Origin of the sequence: Ornithinicoccus halotolerans, from assembly GCF_009602535.1 — a bacterium.
Classification (GTDB): domain Bacteria; phylum Actinomycetota; class Actinomycetes; order Actinomycetales; family Dermatophilaceae; genus Ornithinicoccus; species Ornithinicoccus halotolerans.
The window spans coordinates 1-4,233 of the sequence record NZ_WIQI01000160.1 but is presented as its reverse complement, the minus strand read 5'-3'; the positions used below and the strand labels follow the sequence as shown (position 1 = coordinate 4,233).

Genomic DNA, 4,233 nt, shown 5'->3' with positions numbered 1-4,233 from the left:
TGTGGGAGTCTCCCGGCCCGGACGCCGGTGTCCCCGAAACCGAGTGGGGCGAGCACGTCACCGACGAGGAGTACCCGCCGGACCCGAGCCGGCCCGGTTGCGGGCCGCGGCCCAGCGGGAGGCCGAGGCGCTGCGGCGAGCCCTGGCCCGCTGAGCAGCGAACAGACCAGCCAGGCGGGTTGGCACCGTGGGGGCGGAATCGCTAAGTTCGCAGGTGGTGCCGGTGCGTGCGCAGCGACACCAGTCCTGACCGTCGCAGTGACCAAGGAGACCACCGTGGCCCTTCCCCAGCTGACTCCAGAGCAGCGCGCCCAGGCACTCGAGAAGGCGGCCGCCGCCCGTCGGGAGCGTGCGGCCGTCAAGAACCGGCTCAAGAACTCGCAGGGGTCGCTCAAGGACGTCATCGCCGAGGGCAAGGACAACGACACCATCGGCAAGATGAAGGTGTCGGCGCTGCTGGAGTCCATGCCGGGGGTCGGCCGCGTCCGCGCACGCCAGATCATGGAGGAAGTCGGCATCTCCGAGACCCGGCGGGTGCGCGGACTCGGCGCCAACCAGACCCAGGCGCTGCTGGAGCGCTTCAACCAGTCCTGACGGGTGACCGGCACCGCCCCCATCACCGAGCCCGACACCGCCACCCGACCACAGCAGCTGGCCGACCAGCGGGGGCGTCCCTCCCGACTGGTCGTGCTCGCCGGCCCCACGGCCGTCGGCAAGGGGACCGTGGCCGCCTACGTGCGCCAGCACCACCCCGAGATCTGGGTCTCGGTCTCGATGACCACCCGGGCCCCGCGCCCGGGCGAGGTCGACGGCGTCCACTACCACTTCGTGAGCGAGACGGAGTTCGAGCGGCTCCGCGAGCGCGGTGAGTTCCTGGAGTGGGCGGTCGTGCACGGCCGCGCCAGGTACGGCACCCCCCGCGGCCCCGTGGAGCGGGTGCTCGCCGAGGGCCGTCCCGCGCTGCTGGAGATCGACCTGCAGGGCGCCAGGCAGGTGCGTCAGCACATGCCCGAGGCGCTGTTCGTGTTCCTCGCCCCCCCGTCCTGGGAGGACCTGGTCGAGCGGCTCACCGGCCGGGGCACCGAGAGCGAGGAGGAGCGGACGGTGCGGCTGGCCACCGCCCGCACCGAGCTGGACGCTGCCTCGGAGTTCGACGTGACCATCGTCAACGACCGGGTGGCCCGCGCCGGCGAGGAACTCGTATCATTGTTGGTTGACCACCGCACTTCCACCGACCGGTAAGGACACCTTCCACGTGATCGGCACCACCGCCAAGCCCGAGGGCATCACCAACCCGCCCATCGACTCGCTCCTGGAGAAGGCGGACTCCAAGTACGCCCTCGTCATCTACGCCGCCAAGCGGGCGCGGCAGATCAACGCCTACTACTCCCAGCTGTCCGAGGGCCTGCTGGAGTACGTCGGCCCGCTCGTGGAGTCGGACGTGACCGACAAGGCGCTGTCCGTGGCGCTGCGCGAGATCAACGACGACAAGCTGCACACCTCCCAGCCCGAGGGCTGACCCCGGCATGCGGGTGGTCCTCGGGGTCGCGGGCGGCATCGCGGCCTACAAGGCCTGCCTGCTGCTGCGGCGGTTGACCGAGGACGGCCACGAGGTCACGGTCGTCCCCACCGAGGCGGCGCTGCGGTTCGTGGGGGAACCGACCTGGGCGGCGCTGTCCGGGCGGCCGGTCGCCACCGACGTCTGGTCGCGCGTGCACGAGGTGCCGCATGTCCGGCTCGGCCAGCAGGCAGAGCTGGTGCTGGTGGCGCCCGCCACCGCTGACCTGCTCGCGCGCGCCGCCCACGGGCTGGCCGACGACCTGCTGACCAACACCCTGCTGACCGCGCGGTGCCCGGTGCTGCTGGCTCCGGCCATGCACACCGAGATGTGGACCCACCCGGCGACGAGCGCCAACGTCCGGCTGCTGCGGGAGCGGGGCGTGCACGTCCTCGAGCCGGCGTCCGGGCGGCTCACCGGTGTCGACACCGGGCCGGGCCGGCTGCCCGAGCCGGAGGAGATCTACGCCGCCGCCCGTGGTCTGCTGCCCCGGCTGGCCGAGGCGCCGGGGGCCGGCCCGCAGCCAGACCTGGCCGGGCGCCACGTCGTCGTCAGCGCCGGCGGCACCAGGGAGCCGCTGGACCCGGTCCGGTTCCTGGGCAACCGCTCCTCGGGCAAGCAGGGCTACGCCCTCGCCGAGGTCGCCGCCCGCCGCGGCGCCCGGGTGACGCTCGTGGCGGCCAACGTCGACCTGCCCGCGCCGGCGGGCGCGGAGCTGCGTCCCGTCGAGACCGCGCTGGAGCTGCAGCGGGAGGTCGAGGCCGCGGCCACCGACGCCGACGCGGTCGTGATGGCCGCCGCCGTCGCGGACTTCCGGCCGCGCGAGTACCAGCCGGCCAAGATCAAGAAGTCGCACGCCGCGGGGGAGGAGGAGCAGGCCCCCACCGTGGCGCTGGCGCGCAACCCCGACGTCCTCGCCGGGCTGGTGCGCGCCCGGGGCGAGGGGCGCCGGCCGGTGGTGGTGGGGTTCGCCGCCGAGACCGGCGACGACACCGGCGACGTGCTCGCCCACGCCCGGGCCAAGCTCGAGCGCAAGGGCTGTGACCTGCTGGTCGCCAACGAGGTCGGCCCGGGCGTCACGTTCGGGCAGGACCGCAGCACCGTGCACCTGCTTCGCCCAGACCGGTCGGAGCCGCGCACCGTGGGCCCGGCCGCCAAGGCCGCGGTGGCCGAGGCGGTCTGGGACGAGGTCGTCTCACTGCTCGCCCTGCGCGGCGGGCCTGTCGGCGGCGGCCAGTAGACTCCAGCCGGTCAGTCAGCAGCCGCTGCGCCAGAAGGAGCCGCCCGTGACGCGCCTGTTCACCTCCGAGTCCGTGACCGAGGGGCACCCGGACAAGATCTGCGACCAGATCAGTGACGGCATCCTCGACGAGCTGCTGCGACAGGACACCAGCTCCCGGGTGGCGGTGGAGACCATGGTCACCACCGGGCTGGTGCACGTCGCGGGCGAGGTGCGCACCAGCGGCTACGCCGACATCCCGACCATCGTGCGCGACACGATCCTGGAGATCGGCTACGACAACTCCCTCAAGGGCTTCGACGGCCGGACCTGTGGCGTGGAGGTGTCGATCGGGGGACAGTCAGCCGACATCGCGATGGGCGTCGACAGCTCCTACGAGAGCCGCCACCCCGATGGGACGGTCGAAGATGCCCGCGCCGCGCAGGGGGCCGGTGACCAGGGGCTGATGTTCGGGTACGCCTGCGACGACACCCCGGAGCTGATGCCGCTGCCGATCTACCTGGCGCACCGGCTGGCGCAGCAGCTCAGCTACGCCCGCAAGCACGGCGAGCTGGACTACCTGCGGCCCGACGGCAAGACCCAGGTCACCATCGGCTACGACGGCGACCGGGCGGTGCGCGTGGACACCGTCGTGGTCTCCACCCAGCACCGCGAGGACATCTCGCTGAGCTCACAGCTGGAGCCGGACCTGGTCGCCCGGGTGATCACCCCGGTGCTGGACCAGGCCCGCGACGACGGCGTCGAGCTGGACACCAGCGACTACCGGGTGCTGGTGAACCCCACCGGGCGGTTCACGATCGGCGGCCCGATGGGGGACGCGGGCCTCACCGGCCGCAAGGTCATCGTCGACACCTACGGCGGCATGGCCCGCCACGGGGGCGGCGCGTTCTCCGGCAAGGACCCCTCCAAGGTCGACCGCTCGGCCGCCTACGCCATGCGCTGGGTCGCCAAGAACGTGGTCGCCGCCGGGCTCGCCCGCCGGTGCGAGATCCAGGTCGCCTACGCCATCGGCGCCGCCGTGCCGGTGGGCCTCTACGTGGAGACCTTCGGCACCGAGACCGTCCCGGAGGACCGCATCGAGCGGGCCATCCACGAGGTGTTCGACCTGCGGCCGGCTGCGCTGGTGGACGAGCTGGACCTGCTGCGGCCGATCTACCAGCAGACCGCGGCCTACGGGCACTTCGGACGCACCGGCGACCCCGCGCTGAAGGGCTTCACCTGGGAGCGCACCGACCGGGTCGAGGCGCTGCGCGCCGCGGTGTGACCGGCGAGGGCCGGCTGCCGCTGGACGGGTTGCGGCTGCCCGACCACCCACCCCGTGCGGACGAGCAGGCCGCCGGCGAGGCGCGGGCGGGGGAGGAGCCGGTCGACCAGCTCCTTGGTGGTCTCGGGGGTCTGGTTGTCGAAGAACTCCCAGTTGACCATCACGACCGGT

General features: G+C 73.1%; 5 protein-coding genes. All 5 read left to right on the top strand.

Going from position 1 to position 4,233, the window contains the following annotated elements; genetic code table 11:
* The first annotated feature begins 276 nt into the window (after nt 1–276).
* Genes mihF through metK form a run of 5 tightly spaced genes read left to right on the top strand, consistent with a single transcriptional unit; the run spans nt 277 to nt 4,062 of the window.
* The gene (gene mihF / locus GFJ45_RS15340) at nt 277–594 is read left to right on the top strand and encodes an integration host factor, actinobacterial type (RefSeq protein ID WP_153398768.1); all 318 of its coding nucleotides are present in this window, start codon (nt 277–279) and stop codon (nt 592–594) included.
* Nucleotides 595–651: 57 nt separating this feature from the next.
* The gene (gene gmk / locus GFJ45_RS15335) at nt 652–1,242 is read left to right on the top strand and encodes a guanylate kinase (protein WP_153398774.1); all 591 of its coding nucleotides are present in this window, start codon (nt 652–654) and stop codon (nt 1,240–1,242) included.
* Nucleotides 1,243–1,255: 13 nt separating this feature from the next.
* Nucleotides 1,256–1,519: a DNA-directed RNA polymerase subunit omega gene (rpoZ, locus tag GFJ45_RS15330; RefSeq protein ID WP_153398771.1), complete on the top strand. Its 264-nt coding sequence runs from the start codon at nt 1,256–1,258 to the stop codon at nt 1,517–1,519.
* Between the two features lie 7 nt (nt 1,520–1,526).
* A complete protein-coding gene (coaBC, locus tag GFJ45_RS15325; RefSeq protein ID WP_153398765.1) occupies nt 1,527–2,798 on the top strand; it encodes a bifunctional phosphopantothenoylcysteine decarboxylase/phosphopantothenate--cysteine ligase CoaBC in 1,272 nt (423 codons plus the stop codon).
* Nucleotides 2,799–2,844: 46 nt separating this feature from the next.
* The gene (gene metK, locus GFJ45_RS15320) at nt 2,845–4,062 is read left to right on the top strand and encodes a methionine adenosyltransferase (protein WP_153398762.1); all 1,218 of its coding nucleotides are present in this window, start codon (nt 2,845–2,847) and stop codon (nt 4,060–4,062) included.
* Nucleotides 4,063–4,233 lie beyond the last annotated feature (171 nt).

Excerpts from the sequence above, each read along its gene's own strand:
- coaBC (WP_153398765.1), top strand. The coding sequence starts at position 1,527 with ATGCGGGTGGTCCTCGGGGTCGCGGGCGGCATCGCGGCCTACAAGGCC.